Here is a 26,682-nt window from a genome sequence, read left to right on the forward strand (position 1 = left end):
CTGCCATGTTACGTACAATCAACTTCATGGGCGTTCGCAACTTTGCGTTCGGCGTCACATTGTTCCTTACCGTGCTGGCTTTGTTCAGCGTCGCCACCAAGGGCATGAACTGGGGCCTGGACTTCACCGGCGGTACGCTCATCGAGCTGACCTACGAGCGTCCGGCCGATGTCACCAAAGTGCGTGAGCAACTGGCCACTTCGGGTTATCACGAGGCAATCGTGCAGAGCTTCGGTGCGACTACCGATTTGCTGGTGCGCATGCCGGGTGAAGACCCGCAGCTGGGTCATCAAGTGGCAGAAGCGCTGCTGAAAGTCGGCGGCGACAACCCGGCGACGGTCAAGCGCGTCGAGTTCGTCGGCCCGCAGGTGGGTGAAGAGCTGCGCGACCAAGGCGGCCTCGGCATGCTGATGGCGCTGGGCGGCATTCTGATCTACCTGGCTTTCCGCTTTCAGTGGAAGTTTGCGGTCGGTGCGATCGTTTCGCTGATCCACGACGTGATCGTGACCATCGGTATCCTGTCGTTCTTCCAGATCACCTTCGACCTGACGGTGCTGGCGGCGGTACTGGCGATCATTGGTTACTCGCTCAACGACACCATCGTGGTATTCGACCGGGTTCGTGAGAACTTCCGTGTGCTGCGCAAGGCGTCCTTGATCGAGAACATCAACATCTCGACCACGCAAACCTTGCTGCGGACCATGGCAACGTCGATCTCCACTTTGCTGGCGATCGCGGCCCTGTTGTTCTTTGGTGGCGACAACCTGTTCGGCTTCTCCATCGCGCTGTTTATCGGTGTGTTGGCGGGTACTTACTCGTCGATCTACATCGCCAACGTCGTGCTGATCTGGCTGAACTTGAGTACTGAGGATCTGATTCCTACAGTGGCTACCGATAAGGAAGTCGACGACCGCCCATAACGGCTATCGTTTTCTAGCTGTCGGCCGAAAAGGCGCGAGTATTGAACTCGCGCCTTTTTTTATGCTCCAAGGCTGGGAGAAGCGCGGGCTTGTCCCGCATGTGATGGTCAGGAGGTTCATGTGAACAAGTCGTTGCTGGTTGGTGCGGTATTGGGTGCTGTCGGCGTAACTGCCGGGGGTGCTGTTGCCACCTACAAGCTGGTTAAAAGCGGCCCTGAATATGCGCAAGTTCTAGCCGTTGAACCGGTCAAGACACAAATCAAGACGCCACGTGAAGTGTGCAAGGACGTTGCAGTAACCCGGCAAGCGCCGGTGAAAGATCAACACCAGATCGCCGGTACCGTATTGGGTGCCGTGGCGGGTGGTTTGCTCGGTAATCAGATAGGTGGTGGCACTGGCAAGAAGATTGCCACCGTGGCAGGTGCAGTTGGCGGTGGTTACGCGGGCAACAAGGTCCAGGAAGGTATGCAGAATCGTGATACCTACACCACGACTCAAACGCGGTGTAACACTGTGAATGACATCAGCGACAAGGTTGTAGGTTACGACGTCCGTTATTCACTGGACGGCAAGGAAGGCAAAGTGCGGATGGATCGCGATCCGGGCAATCAGATTCCGGTCGACAAGGAAGGCAAGCTGATCCTGGGGCAGAACGAGCCGGCTCAGTAAATAGCTGAAATTCAGATTCAAAAGAAGCACCCTGCGGGGTGCTTCTTTTGTGCCTGGGATTTATATGCCACCACAGGGATCTGTTGTGGTGTGGGAGATTGGATTTCAGGCATAAAAAAAGCACCCGAAGGGTTAATGCCGATCAGTTAAGCCCTCTCGCTTGACCTTTGGCCGCAAGAAATCAAAATCCGATGCCTGTACTGGCATCGGATTTTTTTATGCGTCTCGCTCGGGCCCTGGAACTGACCCACAATATCGCCTCCACCCCTAACTCAATCGAGGGACTGGATTCTTTACTCGATCCATCTTTGGTCGAGCAGGCACTTGAACAGGCCGGCGTGGCGACCCTGCGCAAGCGGCGTTTGCCGCTGGAAATGATGCTTTGGTGCGTGATCTCCATGGCGTTCTTTCGACGCATGTCGGCCTGGGATGTGGTCAGCCGCATGAACATCATGCTGCCGGGACAACGTCCGCTGGTGGCGCCCAGCGCCGTAGTCCAGGCCCGTCAGCGATTAGGCAGCGAAGCTGTACGACAAGTCTTCCATCTGACTCAGAAAAGTTGGCATGAGGCCGTGGATCACCCAACTTGGGCAGGCTTGCGTTTGCTGGGGGTCGACGGTGTCGTATGGCGAACGCCCGATACACCCGAAAATCGGGCGCGCTACGATTCCGCCAGCAACCAGCATGGCGACACCGGTTTCCCCCAGGTGCGCATGGTCTGCCAAATGGAGTTGACCAGCCACATGCTGATCGGCAGCGCGTTGGATGGCTATCGCAGCAACGAAATGAAACTGGCGGAGCAACTGATCGAAACCACGCCCGATCACTCGCTGACGCTGTTCGATCGCGGTTTTTACTCCTTGGGTTTGCTGCATCAGTGGCAGCAAGCAGGCATCGAGCGACATTGGCTGATGCCTCTGCGCAAAGGTGCGCAGTACGAAGTGATTCAGCGCTTGGGGCGCCAGGACGCTGTGGTCTCGTTGAGCACTTCGCCGCAGGCCCGCACGCAATGGCCGGGGCTGCCGGAGCGCCTGACCGCGCGATTGCTGAGCAAAACCGTCAAGGGCAAGGTTTGTCAGATCCTGACGTCGATGGCCGATCCGCTACGCTTCCCGTCCGACGAAATCGTCGACCTGTACAGCCAGCGATGGGAGATCGAATTAGGGTTTCGCGAGATGAAACAGACGCTGCTCAACAGCAGCTATACATTGCGTAGCAAGACGCCCGAGATGATCGAGCAGGAACTGTGGGGTGTGTTGCTGGGCTACAACCTGCTGCGCTACCAGATGGTGGAAATGAGCCGCCACTGTCCAGGTATTTACCCGTGCGAAATGAGCTTTACCGCGTGTACTTGGGCAATTTTAGGGTTTATCAACAGCGTTTCGGCCGACCGTTCCGGGAACATCCCCAAATATCTGGCCGAGCTGCACGCCTCTGCCCCGCATTATGTTCTGCCGCATCGACGGGAAGAGCGCATTTATCCCCGCGCCATAAGGCTCAAATCACCGAAATATCCGATCAGAAAGAAAAATGCCAGTCAGCTTAACTGACTGGCATTACCCGAAGGGTGCTTTTTTGTGGCTGCTCGCTTAGCGTTTCAGCGAGGCCGGCAGGTGCGGTTGAATGGCCGTCAGTACTGCTTTGAAGCATTTGGTGTTACCGGCAACGACGTGGCCTTTCTCAAGGAAGTCGTGACCGCCGGTGAAGTCGCTCACCAGACCGCCTGCTTCCTGGATCAGCAGGGCGCCTGCAGCCATGTCCCACTCGGACAGGCCCGACTCCCAGAATGCGTCGAAACGGCCGGCCGCTACGTAAGCCAGGTCCAGGCTCGCCGAGCCAGCACGGCGGATGCCGGCGGTCTGGCCAACCAAGGCGCGGAACATGCCCAGGTAGTTGTCGAGGTTGTCCATCTGGTCATCGCGGAACGGGAAGCCGGTACCCAGCAGGGCGCCGTCCAGGCTGGTACGACCGCTGACACGCAAGCGACGACCGTTCAGTTGGGCGCCGCGACCGCGGCTGGCGGTGAATTCTTCCTGGCGAACCGGGTCCAGAACAACGGCGTGTTCCAGGCGACCGCGGTATTTGCAGGCAATGCTGACGGCGAAGTGAGGAATGCCGCGCAGGAAGTTGGTGGTGCCGTCCAGTGGGTCGATGATCCACAGGTAGTCTTCGCCTTCGCCGCTACCCGGGTGCATGCCGGTTTCTTCGCCGAGAATGCCGTGGGTAGGATAGGCCTTGCGCAGCGCGTCGATGATTTTCTGTTCGGCGGCGCGATCCACCTCGGATACGTAATCCTTGGCGTCTTTTTCGTCGACCTTGATGGTATCCAGGCGCTCGATGGAGCGGAAGATCAATTCACTGGCGCTGCGGGCGGCGCGCAGCGCGATATTCAGCATGGGCTGCATGGATGTGTCACCTAAGGTTGTTAAAGAAAGCCGGGCATTCTATCAGAAAGTTTCTACAGGTGAAGGTCGGTGTTCGCTTTCATAGCTTAACGGTAGGTTGAGCTGTAAGATTCTGCTCCCCATTAAAGTGTTCGAGAGCGCCTCCCTTGCTGCAAAACATTCGTGTCGTCCTGGTCAATACCAGCCATCCCGGGAATATCGGCGGGGCTGCGCGTGCCATGAAGAACATGGGCCTGTCGCGGCTGGTGCTGGTCGAGCCGCGGTTGTTCCCGCATCACGAAGCCGATGCTCGTGCTTCCGGTGCCGGTGACATCCTTGAAAACGCGCAAGTTGTCGCCACTTTGGAAGATGCCTTGGTCGGCTGCAATCTGGTGCTCGGCACCAGCGCCCGTGACCGTCGCATTCCCTGGCCGTTGCTCGATCCCCGCGAATGCGGAGTGAAGGTTGTAGAGGAAGCCTCGCAAGGTGCTGAGATCGCCTTGGTCTTTGGTCGTGAAGATTCCGGTTTAACCAATGAAGAGTTGCAGCGATGTCATTATCACGTGCACATCCCATCAGACCCTGAGTTCAGTTCGCTGAACCTTGGGGCAGCGGTGCAGGTGTTGAGCTATGAAGTGCGGATGTCCTGGCTCGCGGCCCAAGGTCAGCCGAGCAAGGTCGAGAAGGATGAAGTGGCGTCCACCAAAAGTGGTGAGCTGGCGACCATGGATGAACTGGAGCGATTCTATGAGCACCTGGAGCAAACCCTGGTGGCCATCGAGTTCCTCGATCCGGAAAAACCACGGCACTTGATGGCGCGCCTGCGCCGGTTGTACGGACGCAGTTCGGTCAGCCGGGCGGAAATGAATATATTGCGTGGCATCCTCACGGAAACCCAGAAAGCGGCCCGTGGCGAGCTTCTTAAGCGGAAGGATTAAAAATGTTCGAGCGTTTGCGTGAAGATATCCAGAGTGTTTTCCATCGTGATCCGGCAGCGCGCAACGCCTTTGAAGTTCTGACGTGCTACCCGGGCATGCACGCCATCTGGATTCACCGCCTGTCGTCGGCCCTGTGGAGCATGGGCTGGAAGTGGCTGGCGCGACTGGTGTCGAACTTCGGTCGCTGGTTGACTGGGATCGAAATTCATCCGGGTGCCAAGGTCGGTCGTCGCTTCTTTATTGACCATGGCATGGGCATCGTCATCGGTGAAACCGCTGAGATCGGCAATGACGTCACCCTTTATCAGGGCGTGACCCTGGGTGGCACCAGCTGGAACAAGGGCAAGCGTCACCCGACTCTTGAAGATGGCGTGGTGGTCGGGGCGGGGGCCAAGGTGCTTGGCCCGTTCACGGTCGGCGCCGGCGCCAAGGTCGGTTCCAATGCTGTGGTCACCAAGGCGGTGCCGGCGGGTGCGACGGTGGTTGGCATTCCAGGTCGGATCATCGTCAAGTCTGACGATGAGCAAGATGCCAAGCGTAAGGCCATGGCCGAGAAGATCGGTTTCGATGCCTATGGGGTCGGCGAAGACATGCCTGATCCGGTGGCGCGCGCCATTGGTCAGCTGCTTGATCACCTGCAGGCCGTCGACGGCCGTCTGGAAGGGATGTGCGGAGCGTTGAAGGACCTGGGCAGCAACTATTGCGCCAAGGATCTGCCTGAGTTGCGCGAAGAAGACTTCGCCTGTGTCAAGGATAAGGATGAAAGCAAGGCGAGCTAACTCCGGGCTGACCCCTTCGCAAGCAATTGCTGGCTGTTCGCGGTCAGCCTTTGCTATGATGCGGCCGCTCTTTTGCGGGTAATCCTGACTAAAGTACTAGGTCTTATAGTTGACTTAAATACTCGGGAATTGCATACTCGCCCCATTCTGAACTCCGTGGTAATTGTCCATGCGACTGACTACAAAAGGCCGATACGCCGTGACTGCCATGCTTGACCTGGCGTTGCACGCGCAGCACGGGCCGGTGTCCCTGGCCGATATCTCCGAGCGCCAAGGCATATCCCTGTCCTACCTCGAACAGCTCTTCGCCAAATTGCGCCGCAGCAATCTGGTGTCCAGCGTCCGTGGTCCAGGCGGCGGCTATCAGCTGTCGCGCGACATGCAGGGTATTCAGGTCGCCCAGGTGATCGATGCGGTGAACGAATCGGTCGATGCCACCAAATGCCAGGGCCAAGGTGATTGCCATCAAGGCGACACCTGCTTGACCCACCACTTGTGGTGCGATCTGAGCCTGCAGATTCACGAATTTCTCAGCGGTATCAGCTTGGCTGACCTTGTCACTCGCCGTGAGGTACAAGAAGTAGCCCAGCGTCAGGATCAGCGCCGTTGCAACAGCAAAGCGCCACACCTGGACAAGATTGAAGCGTCCGCCGTCGAATGACAGCCAAAGAGCTAGCGGCACGCCAGCCAGCCTGATTTAGGAGATAGTCCATGAAATTGCCGATTTACCTTGATTACTCTGCGACCACCCCGGTTGATCCGCGTGTAGCGCAAAAAATGAGTGAATGCCTGCTGGTTGACGGAAACTTCGGTAACCCGGCGTCCCGTTCTCACGTGTTCGGCTGGAAAGCTGAAGAGTCCGTCGAAAACGCTCGTCGTCAGGTCGCTGACCTGGTCAACGCCGATCCGCGTGAAATCGTCTGGACCTCCGGTGCCACCGAGTCAGACAACCTGGCAATCAAGGGTGCGGCGCATTTCTATGCCACCAAAGGCAAGCACCTGATCACCACCAAGATTGAGCACAAGGCTGTCCTCGACACCATGCGCCAACTGGAGCGTGAAGGCTTCGAAGTCACTTACATCGAGCCTCGCACTGATGGTCTGGTCACCCCAGAGATGATCGAAGCTGCCCTGCGCGACGACACCATCCTGGTTTCGGTCATGCACGTGAACAACGAAATCGGCACCATCAACGACATCGCTGCCATCGGCGAACTGACCCGTTCCAAGGGCATCCTGTTCCACGTTGACGCTGCTCAGTCCACCGGCAAGGTCGATATCGACCTGTCGAAGCTGAAAGTCGACATGATGTCGTTCTCTGCCCACAAAACCTACGGCCCTAAAGGCATCGGCGCACTGTACGTGAGCCGCAAGCCGCGTGTTCGCATCGAAGCGACCATGCACGGCGGCGGTCATGAACGTGGTATGCGTTCCGGCACTCTGGCGACCCACCAGATCGTCGGCATGGGCGAAGCCTTCCGCGTAGCCAAGGAAGACATGGTTGCCGAGAACATCCGCATCAAGGCCTTGAGCGACCGTTTCTTCAAGCAGGTCGAAGGCCTGGAAGAGCTGTACATCAACGGCAGCATGACCGCTCGCGTACCGCACAACCTGAACCTGAGCTTCAACTACGTTGAAGGCGAGTCGCTGATCATGGCGCTCAAGGATCTGGCGGTTTCGTCCGGTTCGGCCTGCACCTCGGCTTCCCTTGAGCCTTCGTACGTACTGCGCGCCCTGGGCCGCAACGACGAACTGGCCCACAGCTCGATTCGCTTCACCTTCGGCCGTTTCACCACCGAAGAAGAAATCGACTACGCCGCGCAGAAAGTCTGCGAGGCCGTTACCAAGCTGCGCACTCTGTCGCCGCTGTGGGACATGTACAAAGACGGTGTCGACATTTCGAAAATCGAGTGGGCGGCACACTGATTTCAAGTCGCCGCAAACCGGCCCTGTAAGACGCAGGTTTTCAGGGCTTAAGAGCGACTCTCTGATGAGTGAGGATTAAGAATCATGGCTTACAGCGAAAAGGTCATCGACCACTACGAGAACCCGCGCAACGTCGGCAAGATGGACGCGGAAGACCCTGATGTCGGCACCGGCATGGTCGGCGCTCCGGCGTGCGGCGACGTGATGCGTCTGCAGATCAAGGTTAACGAGCAAGGCATCATCGAAGACGCCAAGTTCAAGACCTACGGTTGCGGTTCGGCCATCGCCTCCAGCTCCCTGGCGACCGAGTGGATGAAAGGCAAGACTCTGGATCAAGCAGAGACCATCAAAAACACTCAGCTGGCTGAAGAACTGGCTCTGCCGCCAGTAAAAATTCACTGCTCCGTACTTGCTGAAGACGCCATCAAAGCGGCCGTTCGCGACTACAAGCAGAAGAAAGGCTTGATCTGACTTTCAAGTTTTGGCGACGAGTAAGGAGTCACCGATGGCTATCAGCATGACAGAAGCGGCTGCTCAACACGTGCGACGCTCCCTCAACGGGCGCGGCAAAGGTGAAGGGATTCGTCTGGGTGTTCGCACCACAGGCTGTTCCGGCCTTGCCTACGTGCTGGAGTTTGTCGACGAGGTGGTTGCAGAGGATCAGGTGTTCGAAAGTCACGGCGAGAAAGTGATCATCGACCCGAAAAGCCTGGCCTACCTGGACGGCACCGAGCTCGATTTCGTCAAGGAAGGGTTGAACGAAGGCTTCAAGTTCAACAACCCCAACGTACGCGGTGAATGTGGCTGCGGCGAAAGCTTCAACATCTGAGGCTGCTCGTGGGTACTCCTTGTCATTTCGCTTTATTTGAGCTGAAACCGAGCTTCCGTCTGGATCTCGATCAGTTGGCCACGCGCTATCGTGAGTTGGCGCGCGGTGTTCATCCGGACCGCTTTGCAGACGCTTCCGAGCGCGAGCAGCGGCTGGCGCTAGAGCAATCCGCGAGCCTCAACGAGGCCTACCAGACGCTCAAAAGTCCCCCAAAGCGCGCGCGTTACTTGCTCGCCATGGGCGGTCGCGAGCTGCCGCTGGAGGTCACGGTGCATGATCCGGAGTTTCTTCTGCAGCAAATGGAACTGCGTGAAGAGCTCGAAGACCTGCAAGACAGCGCCGACCTGGCGGGTGTTGCAGTGTTCAAGCGTCGCCTGAAGACTGCGCAGGATGAACTGAACGAAAGCTTCGCAGCCTGTTGGGATGATGCAGCGCAACGTGAACAGGCCGAACGCCTGATGCGACGCATGCAGTTCCTCGACAAGCTCACCTACGAAGTGCGCCAGTTAGAAGAGCGCCTCGACGATTAACCCAGTGCCGCTCCGGTCGCACGCCTGATATACAGATAAGTCCTGATAACGATGGCCCTACTGCAGATCGCCGAACCCGGCCAAAGTCCTCAACCGCACCAGCGTCGTCTGGCTGTGGGGATCGACTTGGGCACTACCAATTCGCTGGTCGCTGCGTTGCGCAGTGGTCTTTCCGAGCCTCTGGCTGACGCTCACGGGCAGGTCATTCTGCCGTCTGCCGTGCGCTACCACGCCGATCGTGTCGAAGTCGGCGAGTCCGCCAAACTGGCCGCCGCTACCGACCCTTTGAACACCGTGCTGTCGGTCAAGCGCTTGATGGGTCGTGGTCTGTCCGACGTCAAGCAATTGGGCGATCAACTGCCGTACCGGTTTGTCGGTGGCGAGTCGCACATGCCGTTCATCGACACCATTCAGGGGCCGAAAAGCCCGGTCGAAGTCTCCGCCGATATCCTGAAAGTGTTGCGTCAGCGCGCCGAAGCGACGTTGGGTGGCGAACTTGTGGGCGCGGTGATCACCGTTCCGGCCTATTTCGACGATGCTCAGCGTCAAGCCACCAAGGATGCGGCCAAACTGGCCGGTCTGAATGTGCTGCGTCTGCTCAATGAGCCGACCGCCGCCGCTGTAGCTTACGGTCTGGATCAGCACGCTGAAGGACTGGTCGCTATTTATGACCTGGGTGGCGGTACCTTCGATATTTCGATTCTGCGCCTGACTGGCGGTGTGTTTGAAGTTTTGGCTACCGGCGGCGACAGCGCGCTGGGCGGCGATGACTTCGACCACGCAATCGCTGGCTGGATCATCGAGAGCGCCGGTCTGTCCGCCGACCTCGATCCGGGTGCGCAACGCCATCTGCTGCAAACCGCTTGTGCGGCCAAAGAAGCCCTGACCAATGCCTCGCCCGTTGAAGTGGCTTATGGCGACTGGAAAGCCGAGCTGACCCGTGAAGCCTTCAATGCGCTGATCGAGCCAATGGTTGCCCGCAGCCTGAAAGCCTGTCGCCGCGCTGTGCGTGATTCCGGCATCGAGCTGGACGAAGTGCACGCGGTGGTCATGGTCGGCGGTTCGACTCGTGTGCCTCGCGTCCGCGAAGCCGTCGCAGAAGCCTTCGGTCGCGAACCGTTGACCGAAATCGATCCAGATCAAGTGGTGGCCATCGGTGCCGCGATCCAGGCCGATACGCTGGCCGGCAACAAGCGCGATGGCGATGAACTGCTGTTGCTTGACGTGATTCCGTTGTCCCTGGGGCTGGAAACCATGGGCGGACTGATGGAGAAGGTGATTCCTCGCAACACCACCATCCCTGTCGCCCGCGCTCAGGACTTCACGACTTACAAAGATGGCCAGTCGGCCATGGCGATCCACGTATTGCAGGGTGAGCGCGAGCTGATCAGCGACTGCCGTTCCCTGGCACGCTTCGAATTGCGCGGCATTCCGGCGATGGTGGCCGGTGCGGCGAAGATTCGCGTGACCTTCCAGGTCGATGCCGACGGTCTGCTAAGCGTTTCTGCCCGCGAGCTGGGCTCGGGCATTGAGGCCAGCATCCAGGTCAAGCCGTCCTACGGTCTGACGGATGGCGAAATTGCCAAGATGCTCAAGGACTCGTTCCAGCACGCCAACGACGATATGGTCGCTCGGGTGTTGCGTGAGCAGCAGGTCGATGCCCGGCGCCTGATCGAAGCGGTGCAGGGCGCCCTCGATGTCGATGGCGAGCGCTTGCTCGACGCCGAAGAGCGCATGGTCATCGAATTGCAGATGCAGGAACTGACCGAACTGATGAAAGGTACTGATGGTTACGCCATCGAGCAGCAGACCAAACGTCTGTCGCAAGTGACCGACGCCTTTGCTGCCCGCCGCCTGGACTCGACGGTGAAAGCCGCGCTGGCGGGGCGCAACCTGAATGAGATTGAGGAATAACGATGCCGCAGGTCATTTTTCTGCCACACGAGAAGTTCTGCCCGGAAGGTATGGTTGTGGAAGCTGAGCCCGGTACATCCATCCTCGAGCTGGCTCATGAGCACCATATCGAGATGGAGAGTGCCTGCGGCGGCGTCTGCGCCTGCACCACCTGCCACTGTATCATCCGCGAAGGTTTCGACTCGCTGGAAGAGGCGGACGAGCTGGAAGAAGACTTTCTTGATCGTGCCTGGGGTCTGGAGGCGCAATCGCGTCTAGGCTGTCAGGCGGTCGTCGGGACTGAAGACCTGACCGTCGAAATTCCGAAATACTCGCTCAACCATGCGGCCGAAGCGGCGCACTGATTCAAGGAACTGAAATGAGTCTGAAATGGGTTGATGTGCTGGAAATCGCGATCCAACTGGCTGAATCCAAACCGGATGTGGACCCGCGTTACGTGAACTTCGTCGATCTGCACAAATGGGTGCTGGCATTGCCGGAGTTCAGTGATGATCCGACCCGCGGTGGCGAGAAGGTGCTTGAAGCCATTCAGGCCGCCTGGATCGAAGAAGCAGACTGAGTCTGCGCCGTATGCAGTTAGGCAATACCCAAGAACCCGCGTATAATTCGCGGGTTTAATTTTTCGCAAATTACCGTTTCTGGAGTTACATCATGGCTGTTCAACGTACTTTCTCCATCATCAAGCCTGACGCTGTTGCAAAAAACGTTATCGGCGAGATCACCACTCGTTTCGAAAAAGCTGGCCTGCGCGTTGTAGCTTCGAAACTGAAGCAACTGTCCAAAGCTGAAGCTGAAGGCTTCTACGCTGAGCACAGCGCTCGTGGTTTCTTCGGCGACCTGGTTGCTTTCATGATCTCCGGTCCGGTTGTCGTTCAGGTTCTGGAAGGCGAAAACGCTATCGCTCTGAACCGTGAGCTGATGGGCGCTACCAACCCTAAAGAAGCTGCTGCCGGCACCATCCGCGCTGACTTCGCTGATTCCATCGACGCCAACGCTGTACACGGTTCGGACTCCGAAGCCGCTGCTGCTCGCGAAATCTCGTACTTCTTCGCAGCTACTGAAGTAACCACTCGCTAAGCATTGGCTTAAGAGTGAAGGTGAATCCATGACTACATCGACTGTAAAAACCAACCTGCTGGGTCTGACTCAGCTGGAAATGGAAAAATTCTTCGACTCAATCGGGGAGAAGCGTTTCCGTGCCGGTCAGGTAATGAAATGGATTCACCACCTTGGCGTCGATGATTTCGACGCCATGACGAACGTCAGCAAGGCCTTGCGCGACAAGCTCAAGGCTATTGCCGAGGTTCGCGGTCCTGAAGTTGTCAGCGAGGACATCTCCACCGACGGCACCCGTAAGTGGGTGGTGCGCGTGGCGTCCGGTAGCTGCGTCGAGACCGTGTACATTCCCCAGGGCAAACGCGGCACTTTGTGCGTTTCGTCCCAGGCAGGCTGTGCCCTGGATTGCAGTTTCTGCTCCACCGGCAAGCAAGGATTCAACAGCAACCTCACTGCCGCCGAAGTCATCGGCCAGGTGTGGATTGCCAATAAATCGTTCGGCAGCATCCCGGCGACCGCCGACCGTGCCATCACCAACGTGGTGATGATGGGCATGGGTGAGCCGCTGCTGAACTTCGACAACGTCGTGGCTGCCATGCATCTGATGATGGATGACCTGGGCTACGGGATCTCCAAGCGCCGTGTAACCCTGTCTACATCGGGTGTGGTGCCGATGATCGATGAGCTGTCCAAGCACATCGACGTCTCCCTGGCGTTGTCCCTGCACGCACCGAACGACGCATTGCGTAACCAATTGGTACCGATCAACAAGAAGTATCCGCTTAAGATGCTGCTCGAGTCGTGCCAGCGCTACATGTCGTCCCTGGGTGAGAAGCGCGTGCTGACCATTGAGTACACCTTGCTCAAGGACATCAACGACAAGGTCGAACATGCGGTCGAAATGATCGAGTTGCTCAAGAACATCCCGTGCAAGATCAACCTGATTCCGTTCAACCCGTTCCCGCATTCCGGTTACGAGCGCCCGAGCAACAACGCGATTCGTCGTTTCCAGGATCAGCTTCACCATGCCGGCTTCAATGTCACCGTACGCACCACCCGCGGTGAAGACATCGATGCCGCGTGTGGCCAATTGGTAGGACAGGTGCTGGATCGCACCCGTCGCAGCGAACGTTATATCGCCGTGCGCGAGTTGAGCGCCGAAAACGATATCGCACAGAACGCTGCGAACAATAATTAAGAGAGGATCTCTATGTCCCTGCGCTTCGCGCTGCTTTTGCTGTTGGCCAGCCTGTGTGCTGGTTGTGTCCTGTCGGGCGATTTCAACCCGATGAAGACCAGCAAGGGCCGCGATGAGGCGCGCGTTGCCTATGTGCAGCTGGGCTTGGGGTACTTGCAGCAGGGCATGACCGAACGGGCGAAAGTACCGTTGAAGAAAGCGCTGGATCTGGATGACTCGGATCCAGACGCCAACGCTGCGCTGGGTCTGGTATTCCAGGCCGAGATGGAGCCGGAGCTGGCGGATCAGCATTTTCGCAAGGCGCTGTCTTCCCGCCCCAACGATGCGCGAATCCTGAACAACTACGGCAGTTTTCTTTTCGAAGAGAAACGCTACAAAGAGGCGTATGAGCGCTTTGAACAGGCCGCCGCCGATACCTTGTATCCTGAGCGTTCGCGGGTGTTCGAGAACCTTGGAATGACCGCTTCGAAGCTGGGGCAGCGCGATCTGGCGCAGCAGCAGCTGGAAAAAGCTCTGCGTTTGAATCGCCAACAGCCACGTGCATTGCTGGAAATGGCTGAGTTGTCCTTCGAAGACAGGCATTATGTGCCCGCGCGTGACTATTACGATCGTTTTAGCCTGCTCACCGAGCAAAATGCACGTAGTCTATTGCTCGGCGTTCGACTGGCAAAAGTGTTTGATGATCGCGACAAGGCCGCCAGTTTTGGCCTGCAACTAAAACGACTCTATCCCGGTACGCCGGAATATCAGCAATACCTGTCGGAGCAATGATGAAAGCGGCGCATCCCGAAGTTGTAGCAGCGAATCGCGTTAATCCCGGTGAGACTTTGCGCCAGGCTCGCGAAAGCAATGGCTGGTCGCTGGCCGAAGTGGCCCTCAAGCTCAACCTCACCGTAAATTCCCTGAGCAATCTGGAAGCCGGCGCTTTCGACAAGCTGCCTGGGCATACCTTTGCTCGAGGTTATATTCGCGCCTACGCGAAACTGCTCGGCATGGATCAAACCGTACTGGTCCAACAGTTCGACCAATCCACCGGCACCGACTCCCAGGGCAGCAACGTTCATAGCCTGGGACGTATCGAAGAGCCGGTTCGGGTTTCCCACACTATTTTGCGAATTGTCAGCCTGCTGTTGCTGTTCGCAGTGATTGGTGGTGGTTTTGTCTGGTGGCAGGATCAAACCTCATTGCGCAGCAAAGACCTGACTAGCCTGAGCCCGGAACACGTTGAAGTCGAAGGCGCTGACGGCACCACCCAGATCCATCCGCTGGACGAGCCGGAAGACCAGGCCGTCGCGGAAGGTCAGGCTGAAGGCACAACCGCTCTTGCGTTGCCGCAATCCGAGACTTCGAGTGAAGCACCGGCCGAAGCTGAAGCGACTGCGCCTGCTGCACCGGTTGCTACAGCGCCAACACCCGCTGCACCTGCGCATAGCACTGCTCCGGTTGTCGCGACTCCGGCCGCGACATCCCCGACTGCTCCTGTTGTATCGACCCCGCCTGCGAGCGCTTCGGTTACTCCGACCATTCCCGCTCCAGCAGCTGCTGCTCCGGTTGCCGGCCAAGGCCAGGTTCAACTGCAATTCACTGCCGATTGCTGGACGCAAGTGACCGATGGCACCGGCAAGGTGCTGTTGAGTGGTCTCAAGCGTAAAGGCGAAAACGTTTCCGTGAGCGGCAAGCCACCGTTTTCCGTGCGTCTGGGCTTCGCCCGTGGCGCGCAGGTCAGCTACAACGGGCAGGTGGTTGATGTCGCTCCGTTCACCAGTGGCGAGACTGCTCGCCTGAAGTTGGGTCAATAAGTCATGCACGGCGAATCTCCAATCAAACGTCGCGAATCCCGCAAGATCTGGGTCGGTAACGTGCCTGTTGGCGGCGATGCGCCTATCGCTGTGCAGAGCATGACCAACAGCGACACCAATGACGTCGCCGCCACCGTGGCCCAGATCAATCGTCTGGAAGCGGCTGGCGTCGATATCGTGCGAATTTCCGTTCCCGATATGGATGCCGCTGAAGCCTTCGGCAAGATCAAGAAGCTGGTCAAAGTACCTTTGGTTGCCGACATTCACTTCGACTACAAGATCGCTCTGCGCGTAGCCGAACTGGGCGTTGACTGCCTGCGCATCAATCCGGGCAACATCGGTCGCGAAGACCGCGTGCGTGCGGTAGTCGATGCCGCGCGTGATCGCGGGATTCCGATTCGCATCGGCGTGAACGCCGGTTCCCTGGAAAAAGACCTGCAAAAGAAATACGGCGAGCCGACTCCGGCTGCGCTGGTTGAATCTGCCCTGCGTCACGTCGAGCACCTCGAGCGTCTGAACTTCCAGGACTTCAAGGTCAGCGTGAAAGCCTCCGACGTGTTCATGGCCGTCGCCGCTTACCGCTTGCTGGCCAAGGAAATCGTTCAGCCGCTGCACCTGGGCATCACCGAAGCCGGTGGTTTGCGTTCAGGCACGGTGAAATCCGCCGTGGGCCTCGGTATGCTGCTCGCCGAAGGGATTGGCGATACTATTCGCATCTCGTTGGCGGCCGACCCGGTCGAGGAAGTGAAAGTCGGCTACGACATTCTCAAATCCCTGCATCTGCGTTCCCGTGGCATCAACTTCATCGCCTGCCCGAGCTGCTCGCGGCAGAACTTCGATGTGGTCAAAACCATGAACGAGCTGGAAGGGCGCCTTGAAGACCTGCTGGTGCCATTGGATGTTGCGGTCATTGGTTGCGTGGTCAACGGACCGGGCGAAGCCAAGGAAGCCCACATCGGCTTGACCGGCGGCACGCCAAACCTGATTTACATCGACGGCAAGCCGTCGCAGAAACTGTCGAATGACAATCTGGTGGATGAGCTTGAACGCTTGATCCGTCAGAAAGCGGCCGAAAAGGTCGAAGCTGACGCAGCAGTCATTGCGCGCGGCTAAGTCGAACGAATTTAAGGATTTATAGTGAGCAAGTCTCTGCAAGCCATACGTGGCATGAACGACATCCTGCCCGAGCAGACTCCCCTGTGGCGTCATTTCGAGGGCACCGTCTCGCGTTTGCTGGATAACTACGGTTACAAGCAGATCCGCATGCCGATCGTCGAGTTCACCGAGCTGTTCAAGCGCTCCATCGGTGAAGTGACCGACATCGTCGAAAAAGAGATGTACACCTTCGACGACCGCAACGGCGACTCCCTGACCCTGCGCCCTGAAGGCACGGCGGCCTGTGTGCGTGCGGTGCTTGAGCACGGCATCACCGGCGGTGGCCAGGTGCAGAAACTCTGGTACATCGGCCCGATGTTCCGCCACGAACGTCCGCAGAAAGGCCGTTATCGCCAGTTCCACCAGATCGGTTGCGAAGTCTTCAACCTAGATGGTCCGGACATCGATGCCGAGCTGATCGTGCTGACCTGGCGCCTGTGGGGCGAGCTGGGCATCCGTGATGCGGTCAAGCTCGAACTCAACAGCCTCGGCACTGCCGAGTCCCGCGGTCGTTATCGCGAAGCGCTGGTCGAATTCCTTTCGGCCCGCCTGGACAAGCTGGACGAAGACAGCCAGCGCCGTCTGAAAACCAACCCTTTGCGGGTTCTGGATACCAAGAACGCCGACACTCAAGCGGTCCTGGTCGACGCGCCGAAAATGGCCGACTACCTCGACGAAGAATCCCGCGTGCACTTCGAGGGCCTGAAGGCTCGCCTGGACGCCGCCGGCATTCCTTACGTGATCAACCCGAAGCTGGTTCGCGGGCTGGATTACTACAGCAAGACCGTTTTCGAATGGGTCACCGACCAGTTGGGCGCCCAAGGCACCGTGTGTGCCGGCGGTCGTTACGACGGTCTGGTGGAGCAGATGGGCGGCAAGCCGACCTCGGGCGTTGGTTTTGCCATGGGCATCGAGCGCCTGGTGCTGCTGCTTGAAACCCTGGAGCAGATCCCGGAAGAGATTTCCCGTCAGGTCGACGTTTACCTCTGCGCCTTCGGTGAAGCCGCCGAGCTGGCCGGTCTGACCCTGAGTGAACGTGTTCGTGATCAATTGCCCAACCTGCGCCTGCAAGTGAATGCCGGCGCCGGCAGCTTCAAAAGCCAATTCAAGAAAGCCGACAAGAGCGGTGCGTTGTACGCGCTAATCCTCGGTGACGACGAAATGGCCCAGCAAGTGGTAGGTTTCAAACCCCTGCGTGGCCAGGGCGAACAACAAAGCATTGCCTGGGATGCGCTTGCTGCACACCTGGCCACCTGCGTCGTGCAGGGTTGAAGCTGTCAAACAGCCGATTTAGCGATTAAGGAGTATTGGGGTGTCGAGTACCGAAGACGAACAGCTGTCGGATTTGAAGGACTGGTGGACACGCAACGGCAAGCCCCTGGTCACTGGCGGCCTGTTGGCGCTGGTCATCGTGTTCGGCTGGCAGGCCTTTCAAAAGTATCAGAGCAATCAGTCGCAAGGCGCCTCGATGCTCTATCAGCAACTGCTGGAAACCACGCTGACGCCAGACGGCAAACCTGATGCCGCCCGTGTTGCGGACCTGGCCGGCAAGCTCAACAGCGAGTTCGGCGGTAGCGCTTACGCGCAGTACGGCAGCCTGTTCGTGGCAAAAGTCGCGGTCGACAGCGGCAAGCTGGATGACGCAGCCAGCGAGCTGAAAGCCATTGTTGCCAAACCGGCCAACCCGGCGTTGGGCGAAATTGCTCGTCAGCGTCTGGCACAGGTGCTGGCCGCGCAGAACAAGGCCGATGAAGCCTTGAAACTGCTCGAAGGCGATGCCGATAAAGCATTCCTGGCCACTCGCGAAGAACTCAAAGGCGACCTGCTGGTGCAGTTGGGTCGTACCGACGAAGCGAACACGGCGTATCAAAAAGCCAAGGCGGCACTGTCGGATGAAGCGGCAGTGGGTGGCCTACAAATCAAGCTGGACGACCTGGCCAAAGGGGATGCGTGACGTGATTCGTTGGAAACATGCAGCATTGCTGGCTCTGGCCATATTGGCCGCGGGTTGCAGCAGCAACAGCAAAAAAGAACTGCCACCGGCCGAGTTGACCGACTTCAAAGAAGAAGTGGTTCTGCAAAAGCAGTGGAGTCGTTCGATCGGTGACGGTCAGGGCGAATCGTACAACATGCTGGTTCCGGCGATCGATGGCGATACCATCTATGCCGCCGACGTCACCGGTGTGGTGATGGCGATGGATCGCAGCAATGGCGACGTCAAATGGAAGAAAGATCTCGAACTGCCTGTTTCCGGCGCCGTCGGCGTGAGTTACGGTTTGCTCCTGATCGGTACGGTCAAGGGTGAAATCGTTGCCCTGGACGCCATCAATGGTGAAGAGAAATGGCGCGCTCGCGTGTCCAGTGAAGTCCTCGCACCGCCGGTCAACAACGGTGATGTCGTTGTCGTTCAGACTCAGGATGACCGTCTGATCGGTCTGGATGCCGCTACTGGCACCCAGCGCTGGTTGTATGACAGCACTCCAGCGGTATTGACCCTGCGCGGCACCAGCGCGCCGATCGTCACCAACCGCCTCGCGGTGGCTGGCCTGTCGACCGGTAAAGTGGTCGCTCTCGATATTTCCAACGGCGTGCCGGTGTGGGAACAACGGGTAGCAATTCCACAGGGTCGTTCGGAACTGGAGCGCGTCGTCGATATCGACGGTGGCCTGCTGCTGTCCGGCGGTACGCTGTATGTCGCCAGCTATCAGGGTCGCGTTGCGGCACTGGATCTGGAAAGCGGTCGTCAGCTCTGGCAGCGTGATGCTTCCAGCTATGCCGGTGTCGCCCAGGGTTTTGGCAGCGTCTACGTGAGCCTGTCTTCGGGCACCGTTGAAGGCGTCGACGAACGTTCCACCACAGCTTTGTGGAGCAACGATTCGCTGGCCCGTCGTCAACTGTCGGCTCCGGAAGTGTTCTCCAGCTATGTTGCTGTCGGTGATATGGAAGGTTACCTGCATCTGCTGAGCCAGGTGGACGGTCGTTTCGTCGGCCGCGAGCGCATCGACAGCGACGGCCTGCGTGCCCGTCCGCTGGTGGTGGGTGACACGATTTATCTGTATGGCAACAGTGGCAAGCTGGAAGCCCTGACCATTAAGTAAAGGTTTGACTATGCTTGGGGTTAACCCCCAGGCAGCCCCGTTTGACGGGGTTCGCAGCGCCCTCAAGCGCTGCCCCGAGCACCAGCCGCTGCCTCGCAGCGGCTTTTGTATTTTCTGAAATAACGAAGTGGAGAGCCGCATGGTTCCCGTAATCGCCCTGGTGGGCCGACCGAACGTCGGCAAGTCCACCTTGTTCAACCGCCTGACCAGGACTCGCGACGCCATCGTCGGCGACTTGTCCGGTCTGACCCGTGATCGCCAATACGGTGAGGCCAAGTGGCAAGGGCGTTCCTACATTCTGGTCGACACCGGCGGTATCTCCGGTGACGAGCACGGTATGGACGAAAAAATGGCCGAGCAGTCGCTGCTGGCCATTGAAGAAGCGGATGTCGTTCTGTTCCTGGTAGATGCCAAGGCTGGTTTTACCGCCGCCGACCAGATGATCGCCGAGCATTTGCGCAAACGTAACAAGCGTTCTTACGTGGTTGCCAACAAGGTCGACAACATCGACCCTGAAATGGCCCGCGCCGAATTCGCCCCGTTGGGCATGGGCCACGCGATTCCGATCGCCGGTGCCCACGGTCGTGGCATCACCCAGATGCTGGAAATCGCGCTGAGCACCTTCCCGAAAGACGATGACGAGCTGGAAGAAGGCGAGGAAGAGATCGTTGCCGAAGGCGAGGAAGCCAAGCGCATTCCTGGCCCGAGCGAAAAAGACGGGATCAAGATCGCGATCATCGGCCGCCCGAACGTCGGCAAGTCGACCCTGGTCAACCGTATGCTCGGTGAAGACCGGGTAATCGTTTATGACGAGCCCGGCACCACCCGCGACAGTATCTACATCCCGTTCGAGCGTAACGACGAGAAGTACACGCTGATCGACACCGCGGGTGTGCGCAAGCGCGGCAAGATCCACGAAGAAGTTGAAAAATTCTCCGTGGTCAAAACCCTGCAAGCCATCAAAGACGCCAACGTGGTGATCTTTGTGATGGACGCCCGCGAAGGCGTGGTCGATCACGATCTCAACCTGCTGGGCTTCGCCATTGAGTCGGGTCGTGCGCTGGTGATCGCGATCAACAAGTGGGACGGCATGACGCCGAGCGAGCGCGACTTCGTGAAGGTCGAGCTGCAACGTCGACTGTTCTTCGTTGACTATGCCGACATTCACTTCATCTCGGCCCTGCACGGCACGGGCGTGGGCAACCTCTACGCCTCCGTACAGAACTCGTTCAAGTCTGCGGTCACCCGCTGGCCGACCAACCGCCTGACCACGATTCTGGAAGATGCGGTCGGTGAGCACGCGCCACCGATGGTCAACAACCGCCGGATCAAGCTGCGTTACGCCCACTTGGGTGGTGCCAACCCGCCGATCATCGTGATTCACGGTAACCAGATCGAGAAGGTGCCGAAGTCTTACGTTCGTTACCTGGAAAACACTTACCGTCGTGTCTTGAAGCTGGTCGGTACGCCGATCCGCATCGAGTTCAAGGGCGGCGAGAACCCGTACGAAGGCAACAAGAACTCGCTCACCGACCGTCAGGTCAACAAGAAGCGTCGCATGATGTCGCACCACAAGAAAGCCGACAAGAAGCGTAGAGACAAGCGCTGATTGTAGACTTGCCTGGCTCCTGTCCCACAGGATCGGGTTCCAAAAAGGGCGCTTAAGGCGTAATGCCGATCAGTTAAGGAACGACACAATCCGTAGCAGCTGGCGAAGCCTGCGTTCGGCTGCGCAGCAGTCGTAAAACCTGAGTTTGCGGTCTTCCTGAAACACCGCATCGTCTGATTTCACGACTGCTGCGCAGCCGAACGCAGGCTTCGCCAGCTGCTACGGATCGCGTTTTGGCTTAACTGATTGGCATTACGCTTAAGGCGCCCTTTTTTTATGGGCGCCGTTTGGGCTATCCTCGGCTCTCCCGCGCCGCCGTTAGCGCCGGGTGTAGAGCAGGGAACCACCGATGATCACCAGTAAGCTGCCGAATGTCGGCATCACTATCTTCACTAAGATGTCTCAGCTTGCGGCGCAAACCGGGGCGCTGAACCTGTCCCAGGGTTTTCCCGATTTCGATGCGCCGCAGGCCCTGTGCGATGCAGTCGGTCGGCATATCGCCAGTGGCCACAACCAGTATTCGCCGATGACCGGCCTCCCTGCATTGCGTCAGCAGATTGCGGCGAAGATCGCCCGCAGCTACGGCGTCAATGTGGATGCCGACCATGAAGTGACAGTCACGCCCGGTGCAACCCAGGCGATCTTTTGCGCCATTCAGGCGATTATCCACAGCGGCGACGAAGTTATCGTGTTCGATCCGGCCTACGACAGTTATGAACCTTCGGTTGAGCTGGCCGGTGGTCGCTGCGTCCATGTGCAGTTGGGCCTGAATGACTTTTCCATCGACTTCCAGAAGCTGGGTGAAGCCATTACCCCACGCACGCGGATGATCATCCTCAACACCCCGCACAACCCAAGCGGCGCGCTGATCAATCGTGCCGAGCTGGATCAGCTGGCGGCTTTGATTCGCGACCGCGACATCTATGTCATCAGCGATGAGGTCTACGAACACCTGGTGTTCGATGGCGTGCCTCACGTCAGCGTGCTGAATCACCAAGAGCTGTACCAGCGTGCTTTCGTGGTCAGCTCCTTTGGCAAGACCTATCACGTCACTGGCTGGAAAACCGGCTACGTGGTCGCACCGCCGGCCCTCACAGCGGAGCTGCGCAAGGTTCACCAATACGTCAGTTTCTGCGGTGTAACGCCGCTGCAATACGCCTTGGCCGACTTCATGGCCGGACACCCGGAACACGTCGAAGAACTGCCGGCTTTCTATCAGGCCAAGCGCGATCTGTTCTGCGATTTGCTGGCGCCGTCTCGCTTCAGTTTCACCCGAGTGGCCGGCACGTATTTCCAATTGGTCGATTACTCGCAGATCCGCCCGGACCTCAATGACGTCGAGATGGCGTTGTGGATGACCCGCGAACATGGCGTGGCGAGCATCCCGATCTCGGTGTTCTACCAGACCCCACCCGAAGGCCAGCGCCTGGTGCGCCTGTGCTTCGCCAAACGCGAGGAGACCCTGCGTGAAGCAGCGGCAAAACTATGCGTGATCTGAGTGCGCTACCCAATCTGAACATCGCGCTGATCCAGACCACCCTGGCCTGGCATGATCGTCAGGCCAATCTGGAGCATTTCGAGCCGTTGCTGGAACAGGCTCGCGGCGCTGACCTGATCATTTTGCCGGAGATGTTCACCACCGGTTTTTCCATGGAATCGGAGACCCTCGCCGAGTCGGAAAATGGTCCGACCAGCAAATGGCTGCGGGTTCAGGCAGCGAAACTCGATGCGGTGATCACCGGCAGCGTGATCGTCCAGGCGGCTGACGGCAGCCATCGCAATCGCCTGTTGTGGGCGCGGCCGGACGGGGAGGTGTGGCACTACGACAAGCGCCATCTGTTCCGCATGGCCGGCGAACACAACCACTTCACCCCCGGCGAGCGTCAGGTGCAGTTCGAACTCAAGGGCTGGCGAGTGCGTCCGCTGATTTGCTACGACCTGCGCTTCCCGGTCTGGAGCCGCGATGCTCAGGACACCGATTTGCTGCTGTACACCGCCAACTGGCCGGGGGCACGGCGTCAGCACTGGAACCGTTTGCTGCCAGCACGGGCGATTGAAAACCTCTGCTATGTGGCGGCGGTGAATCGCATTGGTACTGACGGCAAAGGTTTCGCGTATACCGGCGACAGTCAGGTGCTGGACTTCCAGGGGGAGACGTTACTCAGTGCGGGCGAAGCCGATGGCGTGTTTCAAGTCGTTCTGAACGCTGCAGATCTTCAGGCTTATCGAACACGCTTTCCGGCGAACCTGGACGCCGATACCTTCGAGTTCACCTGAAATTGTCGTTGCCTGACCTGCCGTCATCGCGAGCAGGCTCGCTCCCACAGTAGATCGTGTGAACCCCCAATTTTGTGTTCATCCAAAACCCAATGTGGGAGCGAGCCTGCTCGCGATGAGGCCATGACAGGCGACACAAAAAATACAGGCAAACAAAAAGGCCCCGAGGTTCGCACCTCGGGGCCTTTCATGTTTCAGCGAAGGCTTACGCCGCTTTCGCTTCCGGCTGGCTCAACGAGCGGTTCAGTGCGCTGAACAGGGCCTTGAAGCTGGCGGTGGTGATGTTTTCATCGATACCGACGCCGTGCACCGCACGTTCACCGTTCACACGCAGCTCGATGTAGGCCGCCGCCTTGGCATTGGTGCCCGAACCGATGGCGTGTTCGTTGTAGTCCATGATTTCAACCGGAATCGGCAGACCGGCCACCAGCGCTTCCAGGGCGCCGTTGCCCTTGCCACGCCAGTGCAGGTTGGTTTCACCCTGACCTTTACCAGACACTTCCACTTCCACGGCGCTGTGACCGTTTTCTTCCTGCAGGCGATGGCTGACCAGCGCATACGGCGTGTTGGCCTGCAAGTACTCGCTGTGCAGCAGCGCATGGATCTGCTGAGCCGTCATCTCGAGGCCCAGACGGTCGGTTTCACGCTGCACAACCTGGCTGAACTCGATCTGCATGCGACGCGGCAAGCTGATGCCGTATTCCTGTTCCAGCAGGTAAGCGATACCGCCCTTGCCCGACTGGCTGTTGACGCGGATCACCGCCTCGTAGCTGCGGCCGATATCGGCCGGGTCGATCGGCAAGTACGGTACTTCCCACAGGGCGTCCGGTTTTTGCTGGGCGAAGCCCTTGCGGATGGCGTCCTGGTGGGAGCCGGAGAACGCGGTGTGAACCAGGTCGCCGACGTACGGGTGGCGTGGGTGCACCTGGATCTGGTTGCATTCTTCGACGACTTTGCGCACGCCGTCGATGTCGGAGAAATCCAGCTCAGGGTGAATGCCCTGGGTGTAGAGGTTCAACGCCACGGTCACCAGATCGACGTTACCGGTGCGTTCGCCGTTGCCGAACAGGCAGCCTTCGACACGGTCGGCGCCGGCCATCAGGCCCAACTCGGTGGCGGCCACGCCGGTGCCACGGTCGTTGTGGGTGTGCAGGCTGATGATCACGCTGTCACGACGGTTGATGTGACGGCCGAACCATTCGATCTGGTCGGCATAGATGTTCGGGGTCGCGCATTCGACGGTGGCTGGCAGGTTGAGAATCACCTTGTGCTCAGGCGTCGGGTTCCAGACCTCGATCACCGCGTCGCAGACTTCTTTGGCGAACTCGAGCTCAGTGGCGCTAAAGGTTTCTGGCGAGTATTCGAAGGTCCATTCGGTGTTTGGCTGCTGGGCGGCATATTTGACGAACAGCTTGGCCGCGTTCACGGCGATGGCCTTGACCCCTTCCTTGTCCTGGTTGAAGACAATGCGTCGGAAGGAAGGAGAGGTGGCGTTGTACAGGTGAACGATGGCTTTCTTCGCCCCGCGCAGGGATTCGAAGGTGCGCTCGATCAAATCTTCACGGCCCTGGGTCAGCACCTGAATGGTGGTGTCGTCCGGGATGTGGTTGCCTTCGATCAGGGTGCGCACGAAGTCGAAGTCGGTTTGCGAAGCCGCCGGGAACGACGCTTCGATTTCTTTCACGCCGACCGACACCAGGGTTTTCCAGAAACGCAGCTTCTTGACCGCGTCCATTGGCTCGATCAGCGACTGGTTACCGTCACGAAGGTCGGAGCTGCACCAGATCGGCGCGGCGGTAATGGTCTTCGACGGCCAGGTGCGGTCCGGGATGTCGATGGTCGGGAACGCGCGGTATTTCGAAGACGGGTCTTTGAGCATGCTCATCGGGAAATCCTTATTGTGTTGGCCGAAAAAAGGCGGCCTGCCGGTGTATCAAATGTTCTGGGGATAAAGCGTAGGACGAGGCACCGCGATTCAGCCTGGCAGTCGTGCACTGACGAGGCACAGGCTGCGGTGCTGGCGAAGCTGAATGAGGGTGTGAAAGGTTTTCATGCCTTCAACCCTAACCGCGAGGGTGAAGGATGGCAAGCGGTCGAAAAAAATTGAGAGGAATCCTCTAAAAGTCTTCTATATCGAGATTTTATTGCGGTGAAGGGTGGTGATTGTTTTTATGTTTGCGCGAGGTTTGAGCGATGCGCAATTGAAGGCTTTCGGTGATGGGGCGTCTCAGCGCGGCTATTCTTAAAGCCTCACCAAGGACTACTGGCAGGCAGGAGTCGACAATGAACGAGTCGGATTGGAAGCTTTATAGCGCACTGCGTCCGTTGGCCCATGAGCGGCTATGCATCCGGATCATGGAGGAGGTCGAGCGCACGGTGCTGGATAAAAGCATTGGACCTTATGAGCGGATAGAAGCCAGCGAAGAAAGGCTGAAGGCCGGTCAACAAGAACTGTATTGGGCTTTTGGCGTGTTCAGGCACTCACGCAATGAGGCGCCTGGTCACTTGCTGGGGTTGTGTACTCATGAGTTGATCAGCGCTGAGGAGTTGGCGGGCTTTTCGGAGGAAACTCAGGCCTGGATCAAAGAGTGCCTGGCGCACAGGGAAATCCATGGGATTGAAGACCTTGAGGCGGAATAAACGGCGTCAGTGATGCCCCCATCGCGAGCAGGCTCGCTCCCACATTGGATTTTTGGTGAATACAAAATCTGCATTCACGCCGATCAACTGTGGGAGCGAGCCTGCTCGCGATGGGGCCAGTCGCCTCACTCAATATTCAGGGCTGAAATGCACCTATAAAGATAGCCGGATCAACCCGCGCATCATTCAGGCTGACGTTCCAATGCATATGCGGCCCGGTCGCCCGCCCGGTGGCCCCCACTTTCCCGACCACCCCACCACGGGCCAATTGCTGGCCAACCTTCACGTCGATTTTCGACATGTGGCAAAACATGCTGATAAACCCCTGCCCATGGTCGACAAACACTGTGTTGCCGTTGAAGAAATAGTTGCCGATCAGGATCACCTTGCCGGCAGCCGGGGTCTTGATCGGTGTGCCAGCGCCGACGGCGAAATCCAGGCCAGAGTGGGGATTACGCTCTTCACCATTGAAGAAGCGGCGCACGCCGAACTTGCTCGACAGCGGGCCGTTCACCGGTTTGTCCAACAACAAATTGCTCGGCGTATTCGGGCTGAACGTGCGGTAGGCAGTAATCTGCTCGGCCAATTCGCGCTCAATGCGCTTGAGGTTTTCCGGATCCGGGTTGACCTGCTGCTTATTCTTCAGAGTGATGTGCTGTTCCGGGTATTTCTTGTTGCCGACCGTGAAACTCAGATTCCGCCCGCCACTGCTGACCTGCTGCGTGCCCGGTTTAACCGTCAGCGGCACACCGACAATCGCCAGCCAGTTGTTCTGTTCCTTGACCACCAGCACAGGCTTGCCTTGATAACTGGCCTTCGGCGCCTGCGCAGCGGCGCCCAGATCCACTACGGCCACGCCGCCCGGCACCGGTTTGTTCAACAGACGGGTGATGTAACTGTCGGCGTGGGCGTTGAAGGTCAGGCAGAGCAACAGCAGCGGAGCAAAAAAACGCGGCATGGA

The 26,682-nt window shown here is 58.4% G+C and carries 28 protein-coding genes; 25 read left to right on the forward strand and 3 right to left on the reverse strand.

The window, feature by feature from the left end; all coding sequences use genetic code 11:
- Nucleotides 1-5: 5 nt before the first annotated feature.
- The 3 genes from secF (at nucleotide 6) to QFW87_RS05215 (ending at nucleotide 3,139) form a co-directional block, all read left to right on the forward strand.
- Entirely contained in the window at nucleotides 6-920 is a 915-nt protein-coding gene (secF, locus tag QFW87_RS05205) for a protein translocase subunit SecF (protein WP_283189978.1), read from the forward strand.
- 120 nt (nucleotides 921-1,040) lie between these two features.
- Nucleotides 1,041-1,589 (forward strand): glycine zipper 2TM domain-containing protein, encoded by a 549-nt coding sequence (locus QFW87_RS05210; protein WP_283189979.1) that lies wholly within the window; start codon nucleotides 1,041-1,043, stop codon nucleotides 1,587-1,589.
- A gap of 218 nt (nucleotides 1,590-1,807) precedes the next feature.
- Nucleotides 1,808-3,139 carry an IS4 family transposase gene (locus QFW87_RS05215; RefSeq protein ID WP_283188801.1) on the forward strand — a complete coding sequence of 444 codons (1,332 nt, stop codon included), beginning with the start codon at nucleotides 1,808-1,810 and terminating at the stop codon, nucleotides 3,137-3,139.
- A gap of 39 nt (nucleotides 3,140-3,178) precedes the next feature.
- Here QFW87_RS05215 and suhB read toward each other — a convergent pair whose 3' ends face one another.
- Nucleotides 3,179-3,994: an inositol-phosphate phosphatase gene (gene suhB / locus QFW87_RS05220; RefSeq protein WP_033061458.1), complete on the reverse strand. Its 816-nt coding sequence runs from the start codon at nucleotides 3,992-3,994 to the stop codon at nucleotides 3,179-3,181.
- Between the two features lie 146 nt (nucleotides 3,995-4,140).
- Between suhB and trmJ the strand changes: the two genes are divergently transcribed.
- The 21 genes from trmJ (at nucleotide 4,141) to QFW87_RS05325 (ending at nucleotide 23,081) form a co-directional block, all read left to right on the forward strand.
- The gene (gene trmJ, locus QFW87_RS05225; protein ID WP_140683976.1) at nucleotides 4,141-4,911 is read left to right on the forward strand and encodes a tRNA (cytosine(32)/uridine(32)-2'-O)-methyltransferase TrmJ; all 771 of its coding nucleotides are present in this window, start codon (nucleotides 4,141-4,143) and stop codon (nucleotides 4,909-4,911) included.
- Between the two features lie 2 nt (nucleotides 4,912-4,913).
- Nucleotides 4,914-5,690, forward strand: coding sequence for a serine O-acetyltransferase (gene cysE / locus QFW87_RS05230; RefSeq protein ID WP_283183087.1), 777 nt, complete (start codon nucleotides 4,914-4,916; stop codon nucleotides 5,688-5,690).
- A 169-nt stretch (nucleotides 5,691-5,859) separates the two neighbouring features.
- Nucleotides 5,860-6,351: a Fe-S cluster assembly transcriptional regulator IscR gene (gene iscR / locus QFW87_RS05235; protein ID WP_282481867.1), complete on the forward strand. Its 492-nt coding sequence runs from the start codon at nucleotides 5,860-5,862 to the stop codon at nucleotides 6,349-6,351.
- A gap of 50 nt (nucleotides 6,352-6,401) precedes the next feature.
- Nucleotides 6,402-7,616 carry an IscS subfamily cysteine desulfurase gene (locus QFW87_RS05240; protein ID WP_074873944.1) on the forward strand — a complete coding sequence of 405 codons (1,215 nt, stop codon included), beginning with the start codon at nucleotides 6,402-6,404 and terminating at the stop codon, nucleotides 7,614-7,616.
- 84 nt (nucleotides 7,617-7,700) lie between these two features.
- On the forward strand, nucleotides 7,701-8,087 hold the full coding sequence (gene iscU, locus QFW87_RS05245; protein WP_283189980.1) for a Fe-S cluster assembly scaffold IscU: 387 nt from the start codon (nucleotides 7,701-7,703) through the stop codon (nucleotides 8,085-8,087).
- 34 nt (nucleotides 8,088-8,121) lie between these two features.
- Entirely contained in the window at nucleotides 8,122-8,445 is a 324-nt protein-coding gene (gene iscA / locus QFW87_RS05250) for an iron-sulfur cluster assembly protein IscA (RefSeq protein ID WP_007903589.1), read from the forward strand.
- Between the two features lie 8 nt (nucleotides 8,446-8,453).
- Nucleotides 8,454-8,975, forward strand: coding sequence for a co-chaperone HscB (gene hscB / locus QFW87_RS05255; protein ID WP_008070981.1), 522 nt, complete (start codon nucleotides 8,454-8,456; stop codon nucleotides 8,973-8,975).
- A 51-nt stretch (nucleotides 8,976-9,026) separates the two neighbouring features.
- Nucleotides 9,027-10,889, forward strand: a complete 1,863-nt coding sequence (gene hscA, locus QFW87_RS05260; protein ID WP_283189981.1) for a Fe-S protein assembly chaperone HscA — start codon at nucleotides 9,027-9,029, stop codon at nucleotides 10,887-10,889.
- A 2-nt stretch (nucleotides 10,890-10,891) separates the two neighbouring features.
- On the forward strand, nucleotides 10,892-11,233 hold the full coding sequence (gene fdx, locus QFW87_RS05265) for an ISC system 2Fe-2S type ferredoxin (protein WP_283183090.1): 342 nt from the start codon (nucleotides 10,892-10,894) through the stop codon (nucleotides 11,231-11,233).
- Between the two features lie 14 nt (nucleotides 11,234-11,247).
- Entirely contained in the window at nucleotides 11,248-11,448 is a 201-nt protein-coding gene (iscX, locus tag QFW87_RS05270) for a Fe-S cluster assembly protein IscX (RefSeq protein WP_008147746.1), read from the forward strand.
- A gap of 92 nt (nucleotides 11,449-11,540) precedes the next feature.
- Nucleotides 11,541-11,966: a nucleoside-diphosphate kinase gene (ndk, locus tag QFW87_RS05275; RefSeq protein WP_007916882.1), complete on the forward strand. Its 426-nt coding sequence runs from the start codon at nucleotides 11,541-11,543 to the stop codon at nucleotides 11,964-11,966.
- Between the two features lie 28 nt (nucleotides 11,967-11,994).
- Nucleotides 11,995-13,143 (forward strand): 23S rRNA (adenine(2503)-C(2))-methyltransferase RlmN, encoded by a 1,149-nt coding sequence (rlmN, locus tag QFW87_RS05280; protein WP_059403385.1) that lies wholly within the window; start codon nucleotides 11,995-11,997, stop codon nucleotides 13,141-13,143.
- Between the two features lie 12 nt (nucleotides 13,144-13,155).
- Nucleotides 13,156-13,914, forward strand: coding sequence for a type IV pilus biogenesis/stability protein PilW (gene pilW / locus QFW87_RS05285; RefSeq protein ID WP_046046033.1), 759 nt, complete (start codon nucleotides 13,156-13,158; stop codon nucleotides 13,912-13,914).
- On the forward strand, nucleotides 13,914-14,942 hold the full coding sequence (locus tag QFW87_RS05290) for a helix-turn-helix domain-containing protein (RefSeq protein WP_283189982.1): 1,029 nt from the start codon (nucleotides 13,914-13,916) through the stop codon (nucleotides 14,940-14,942). Before pilW ends, QFW87_RS05290 begins: the two co-directional genes overlap by 1 nt.
- A gap of 3 nt (nucleotides 14,943-14,945) precedes the next feature.
- Nucleotides 14,946-16,055, forward strand: a complete 1,110-nt coding sequence (ispG, locus tag QFW87_RS05295; protein WP_283189983.1) for a flavodoxin-dependent (E)-4-hydroxy-3-methylbut-2-enyl-diphosphate synthase — start codon at nucleotides 14,946-14,948, stop codon at nucleotides 16,053-16,055.
- Between the two features lie 24 nt (nucleotides 16,056-16,079).
- Nucleotides 16,080-17,369, forward strand: a complete 1,290-nt coding sequence (gene hisS / locus QFW87_RS05300) for a histidine--tRNA ligase (protein ID WP_283183093.1) — start codon at nucleotides 16,080-16,082, stop codon at nucleotides 17,367-17,369.
- A 40-nt stretch (nucleotides 17,370-17,409) separates the two neighbouring features.
- A complete protein-coding gene (locus QFW87_RS05305) occupies nucleotides 17,410-18,051 on the forward strand; it encodes a tetratricopeptide repeat protein (protein WP_095131572.1) in 642 nt (213 codons plus the stop codon).
- On the forward strand, nucleotides 18,044-19,195 hold the full coding sequence (gene bamB, locus QFW87_RS05310; protein ID WP_283183094.1) for an outer membrane protein assembly factor BamB: 1,152 nt from the start codon (nucleotides 18,044-18,046) through the stop codon (nucleotides 19,193-19,195). The genes QFW87_RS05305 and bamB overlap by 8 nt, the downstream gene beginning before the upstream one ends.
- 139 nt (nucleotides 19,196-19,334) lie before the next feature.
- A complete protein-coding gene (gene der, locus QFW87_RS05315; RefSeq protein ID WP_283183095.1) occupies nucleotides 19,335-20,804 on the forward strand; it encodes a ribosome biogenesis GTPase Der in 1,470 nt (489 codons plus the stop codon).
- A 349-nt stretch (nucleotides 20,805-21,153) separates the two neighbouring features.
- On the forward strand, nucleotides 21,154-22,302 hold the full coding sequence (locus QFW87_RS05320) for a pyridoxal phosphate-dependent aminotransferase (RefSeq protein ID WP_283189984.1): 1,149 nt from the start codon (nucleotides 21,154-21,156) through the stop codon (nucleotides 22,300-22,302).
- Nucleotides 22,290-23,081, forward strand: a complete 792-nt coding sequence (locus QFW87_RS05325) for an amidohydrolase (protein ID WP_095131624.1) — start codon at nucleotides 22,290-22,292, stop codon at nucleotides 23,079-23,081. The genes QFW87_RS05320 and QFW87_RS05325 overlap by 13 nt, the downstream gene beginning before the upstream one ends.
- 205 nt (nucleotides 23,082-23,286) lie before the next feature.
- Here the strand turns inward: QFW87_RS05325 and leuA are convergent, their stop codons facing one another.
- Nucleotides 23,287-24,966 (reverse strand): 2-isopropylmalate synthase, encoded by a 1,680-nt coding sequence (leuA, locus tag QFW87_RS05330; RefSeq protein WP_008147766.1) that lies wholly within the window; start codon nucleotides 24,964-24,966, stop codon nucleotides 23,287-23,289.
- Between the two features lie 398 nt (nucleotides 24,967-25,364).
- Here leuA and QFW87_RS05335 point away from each other — a divergent pair, with 398 nt between their 5' ends.
- The gene (locus tag QFW87_RS05335; RefSeq protein WP_283183098.1) at nucleotides 25,365-25,721 is read left to right on the forward strand and encodes a hypothetical protein; all 357 of its coding nucleotides are present in this window, start codon (nucleotides 25,365-25,367) and stop codon (nucleotides 25,719-25,721) included.
- Between the two features lie 136 nt (nucleotides 25,722-25,857).
- Here QFW87_RS05335 and QFW87_RS05340 read toward each other — a convergent pair whose 3' ends face one another.
- Nucleotides 25,858-26,679 (reverse strand): peptidoglycan DD-metalloendopeptidase family protein, encoded by an 822-nt coding sequence (locus QFW87_RS05340; RefSeq protein ID WP_283189985.1) that lies wholly within the window; start codon nucleotides 26,677-26,679, stop codon nucleotides 25,858-25,860.
- Nucleotides 26,680-26,682: the final 3 nt, after the last annotated feature.

Source organism: Pseudomonas sp. PMCC200344 (genome assembly GCF_030053095.1).
GTDB lineage: Bacteria > Pseudomonadota > Gammaproteobacteria > Pseudomonadales > Pseudomonadaceae > Aquipseudomonas > Aquipseudomonas svalbardensis.

Bases quoted from the DNA above. Each gene is read 5' to 3' on its own strand.
- QFW87_RS05290 (WP_283189982.1), top strand. From the start codon at position 13,914: ATGAAAGCGGCGCATCCCGAAGTTGTAGCAGCGAATCGCGTTAATCCC.
- secF (WP_283189978.1), top strand. From the start codon at position 6: ATGTTACGTACAATCAACTTCATGGGCGTTCGCAACTTTGCGTTCGGC.
- iscR (WP_282481867.1), top strand. From the start codon at position 5,860: ATGCGACTGACTACAAAAGGCCGATACGCCGTGACTGCCATGCTTGAC.
- rlmN (WP_059403385.1), top strand. From the start codon at position 11,995: ATGACTACATCGACTGTAAAAACCAACCTGCTGGGTCTGACTCAGCTG.
- QFW87_RS05320 (WP_283189984.1), top strand. From the start codon at position 21,154: ATGATCACCAGTAAGCTGCCGAATGTCGGCATCACTATCTTCACTAAG.
- QFW87_RS05335 (WP_283183098.1), top strand. From the start codon at position 25,365: ATGAACGAGTCGGATTGGAAGCTTTATAGCGCACTGCGTCCGTTGGCC.
- iscU (WP_283189980.1), top strand. From the start codon at position 7,701: ATGGCTTACAGCGAAAAGGTCATCGACCACTACGAGAACCCGCGCAAC.
- QFW87_RS05325 (WP_095131624.1), top strand. From the start codon at position 22,290: ATGCGTGATCTGAGTGCGCTACCCAATCTGAACATCGCGCTGATCCAG.
- bamB (WP_283183094.1), top strand. From the start codon at position 18,044: ATGCGTGACGTGATTCGTTGGAAACATGCAGCATTGCTGGCTCTGGCC.
- pilW (WP_046046033.1), top strand. From the start codon at position 13,156: ATGTCCCTGCGCTTCGCGCTGCTTTTGCTGTTGGCCAGCCTGTGTGCT.
- iscA (WP_007903589.1), top strand. From the start codon at position 8,122: ATGGCTATCAGCATGACAGAAGCGGCTGCTCAACACGTGCGACGCTCC.
- hscA (WP_283189981.1), top strand. From the start codon at position 9,027: ATGGCCCTACTGCAGATCGCCGAACCCGGCCAAAGTCCTCAACCGCAC.
- fdx (WP_283183090.1), top strand. From the start codon at position 10,892: ATGCCGCAGGTCATTTTTCTGCCACACGAGAAGTTCTGCCCGGAAGGT.
- cysE (WP_283183087.1), top strand. From the start codon at position 4,914: ATGTTCGAGCGTTTGCGTGAAGATATCCAGAGTGTTTTCCATCGTGAT.
- QFW87_RS05215 (WP_283188801.1), top strand. From the start codon at position 1,808: ATGCGTCTCGCTCGGGCCCTGGAACTGACCCACAATATCGCCTCCACC.
- suhB (WP_033061458.1), bottom strand. From the start codon at position 3,994: ATGCAGCCCATGCTGAATATCGCGCTGCGCGCCGCCCGCAGCGCCAGT.
- iscX (WP_008147746.1), top strand. From the start codon at position 11,248: ATGAGTCTGAAATGGGTTGATGTGCTGGAAATCGCGATCCAACTGGCT.
- ndk (WP_007916882.1), top strand. From the start codon at position 11,541: ATGGCTGTTCAACGTACTTTCTCCATCATCAAGCCTGACGCTGTTGCA.
- QFW87_RS05240 (WP_074873944.1), top strand. From the start codon at position 6,402: ATGAAATTGCCGATTTACCTTGATTACTCTGCGACCACCCCGGTTGAT.
- der (WP_283183095.1), top strand. From the start codon at position 19,335: ATGGTTCCCGTAATCGCCCTGGTGGGCCGACCGAACGTCGGCAAGTCC.
- ispG (WP_283189983.1), top strand. From the start codon at position 14,946: ATGCACGGCGAATCTCCAATCAAACGTCGCGAATCCCGCAAGATCTGG.
- QFW87_RS05340 (WP_283189985.1), bottom strand. From the start codon at position 26,679: ATGCCGCGTTTTTTTGCTCCGCTGCTGTTGCTCTGCCTGACCTTCAAC.
- leuA (WP_008147766.1), bottom strand. From the start codon at position 24,966: ATGAGCATGCTCAAAGACCCGTCTTCGAAATACCGCGCGTTCCCGACC.